Annotated in this window: 3 protein-coding genes; all 3 read right to left on the bottom strand. The window is 65.9% G+C overall.

The features are described 5' to 3' along the window. A partial coding sequence (locus AB4Y84_RS18275) for an extracellular solute-binding protein (RefSeq protein ID WP_442250604.1) occupies positions 1 to 442 on the bottom strand: 442 nt, incomplete at its 3' end. A gap of 91 nt (positions 443 to 533) precedes the next feature. Then, positions 534 to 1,928, bottom strand: a complete 1,395-nt coding sequence (locus AB4Y84_RS18270; protein WP_025875326.1) for a glutamine synthetase family protein — start codon at positions 1,926 to 1,928, stop codon at positions 534 to 536. Further along, on the bottom strand, positions 1,925 to 2,686 hold the full coding sequence (locus AB4Y84_RS18265; RefSeq protein WP_442243727.1) for a gamma-glutamyl-gamma-aminobutyrate hydrolase family protein: 762 nt from the start codon (positions 2,684 to 2,686) through the stop codon (positions 1,925 to 1,927). The genes AB4Y84_RS18270 and AB4Y84_RS18265 overlap by 4 nt, the downstream gene beginning before the upstream one ends. Positions 2,687 to 2,878 lie beyond the last annotated feature (192 nt).

Genomic DNA, 2,878 nt, shown 5'->3' with positions numbered 1-2,878 from the left:
CCTTCAGCATGTCCACGTTGTAGCCGATGCCGGTGGTGCCGATCATGTACGGCACACCGTACTGGTTGCCCGGATCCTGGGTGGCGATGCGCTTCATCACCGCCGGGTCGAGGTTGGCCAGGTTCGGGATCTTCGACTTGTCCAGCGGCAGGAACACGCCGGCCTGGATCTGCCGGCCGAAGAAGTTCAGCGTCGGCACCACCACGTCGTAGCCGCTGTTGCCGGCCAGCAGCTTGGTCTCGACCATCTCGTCACTGTCGAACACATCGTAGGTGACCTTGATCCCGCTCTGCTTCTCGAAGTTGGGGATGGTGTCTTCGGCGATGTAGTCGCTGTAGTTGTAGACGTTCAGGACCTGGCTGTCCTGTCCGCCGCCGTTGCCGCCGCCACAGGCGGAAAGCATGGCGGAGGCCAGGCCGAGCGTGAGGATACGCAGCTTCATCGGGTGCTCCAGAATGCGGAAAGGGGGGCCGGCCGAGCCGGCGACGGGTGCCAGCCTACCCCCCGGCGAGGGATTTTTCTATTCGCGGCCTTCACACGTTCAGCAGCAGGAACTCGCGCTCCCACGAACTGATCACGCGGAAGAAGGTCTCGTATTCCTTGCGCTTGACCGAGGTGTAGGCGCGGCAGAAGCGCTCGCCGAGCAACGCCTGCAGCTCACTGCACTGCTCCAGCCCATCCAGCGCTTCACCCAGCGAACGCGGCAGGTCGTAGCCCAGCTCCTTGGCGCTGCCGGTCACCGGCGCATCCGGCGCCAGGCGCTCGCGGATGCCGAGCAGCCCGCAGGCCAGGGTCGCGGCCATCGCCAGGTAAGGGTTGGCATCGGAGCCGGCAAAGCGGCTTTCCACCCGCATGTTCTCCGGCGTATCCAGCGGCACCCGCAGGCCGCAGGTGCGGTTGTCGAAGCCCCAGTGCACGTTGCTCGGCGAGACCTCACCGAACACCAGGCGCCGGTAGGAATTCACGTTCGGCGCGAAGAACGCCATGGCCATCGGCACATATTTCTGCAGGCCGGCCAGGTAATGGGCGAACAGCGGACTGAAATCCTCACCACCGTGCTCGCCGGTGAACACGTTCTGGCCATCGCTGATGCGCAGCAGGCTCTGGTGGATGTGCATCGCACTGCCCGGCTCGTTCTCCATCGGCTTGGCCAGGAAGGTGGCATACACCCCATGGCGCATCGCCGATTCGCGCATGGTGCGCTTGAACAGGAACACCTGGTCGGCCAGATCCATCGCATTGGCGTGGGTGAAGTTGACCTCCAGCTGCGCCGCGCCGGATTCGTGGATCAGCGTATCCACGTCCAGCTTCATCGCATCGCAGTAGTCGTACATCAGGTCGAGGATCGGATCGAATTCGTTGACCGCGTCGATCGAGTACGACTGCCGCGCCGTTTCCGGGCGGCCGGAGCGGCCCGCCGGGGGCAGCAGCGGAAAATCCGGATCGGTGTTCTTCTGCACCAGGAAGAATTCCAGCTCGGGCGCGACCACTGGCCGCAGGCCGAGCTCGGTATAGGCATCCAGCACCCGGCGCAGCACGTTGCGCGGGGCCAGTTCGTGTGGCTCGCCGTTCTTGGTGTAGCAGTCATGGATGACCTGCGCGGTCGGGTCGGTCGCCCACGGCACCATGCGCACGGTGTCCGGGTCGGGGCGCAGGATCATGTCCGAGTCCGACGGCGAGGTCAGGTCGTAGTAATCGTCCGGAAATTCGCCGGTGACGGTGGTCGCGAAGATGCCTTCGGGCAGGCGCGTGCCGTAATCGTGCGAAAACTTGTCGGCCGGGATGATCTTGCCGCGCGCATTGCCGGTGATGTCCGGAACCAGGCACTCGACCTCGGTGATGCGCCGCTCCTTCAGCCAGCGCAGCAGGCTGCTTTCCTGCGGGGGCGGGGGCGTGGCCGTCTTGCGCGGGCGCGTTCGGGAACTCATTGGGATTCCAGTCGATTCTGTTGGTGCTGCCGGCAAGCTTGGCCGAACGCACGGAAAATAGCGTGATAGAACGGCGTCTGCATGACACGCCACTCCGGGTGCCACTGTACGCCGAGCACGAATCGATGGCGCGGGCTGCGGGCTGCTTCGACCAGGCCATCGTCGGCCCAGGCCTCGATCTGCAGGCCTTCGGCCACCTGCGCGATGCCCTGCCCGTGCACTGAGTTGACCTGCACACGATCGGCGGCACACCACTGCGCCAGCCAACCCCCATCGGCCAAGGTGATCGCATGGGCCGGACCATACTGCACCTCCACCGGCGCCTGCGGATCTTCGCGATGGTCGGCCATGCCAGGTACTGCATGYACCTGCGGATGCAGCGTGCCACCGAGCGCCACATTCAATTCCTGGAATCCGCGGCAGATCGCCAGCACGGGTAGATTCAACGCCAGCGCCTCGTGCAGCAGCGCGAACGCAGTGGCGTCGCGCGCCGGGTCATGCCGGTTGCCGTTCCAGGTGCGGCCCCCTTCGTAATGCTGCGGCTCGATGTTGCTGACCGCGCCGGTCAGCAGCAGGCCATCCAGGCCCTGCAGCCAATCGCGCGCCGGCAGCGGCGGCTGCAGACTCGGCAGCACCAGCGGTGTTGCCTGCGCAGCGTCAACCAACGCACGCACATATTTTTCCCCGGCCACCGCGAAACGATGATGGCCGAGCACGGTGCTGTCGGTGGGAAGGCCCACCCAGGGCAGGCGGCGCATGGGGAAACTCCTTGGCGTGGCATCAAGGTACGCGCCCGRCATCGGCATCGGCAAGCCGCTGCCCTCACACCACGGGCGCCCGGCTTGGGCCAAACTATCGGCGTGAAGCCCGACCGTCCTCCCCCGCTCCGACGCCCTTTCCCGCTTCTGCGAGGCCGCCGGTGAGCGCCGCCTTCCCGCCCAGCTGGTACG

It is taken from the genome of Stenotrophomonas sp. 2YAF22 (assembly GCF_052114665.1).
GTDB classification, from domain to species: Bacteria; Pseudomonadota; Gammaproteobacteria; order Xanthomonadales; family Xanthomonadaceae; genus Stenotrophomonas; species Stenotrophomonas indicatrix.
The sequence above is the reverse complement of the archived record's forward strand: the minus strand, read 5'-3'. Positions and strand labels throughout refer to the sequence as shown.

What these genes read in the sequence shown, in the direction of transcription:
- AB4Y84_RS18270 (WP_025875326.1), bottom strand. Translation starts at nt 1,928, where the DNA reads ATGAGTTCCCGAACGCGCCCGCGCAAGACGGCCACGCCCCCGCCCCCG.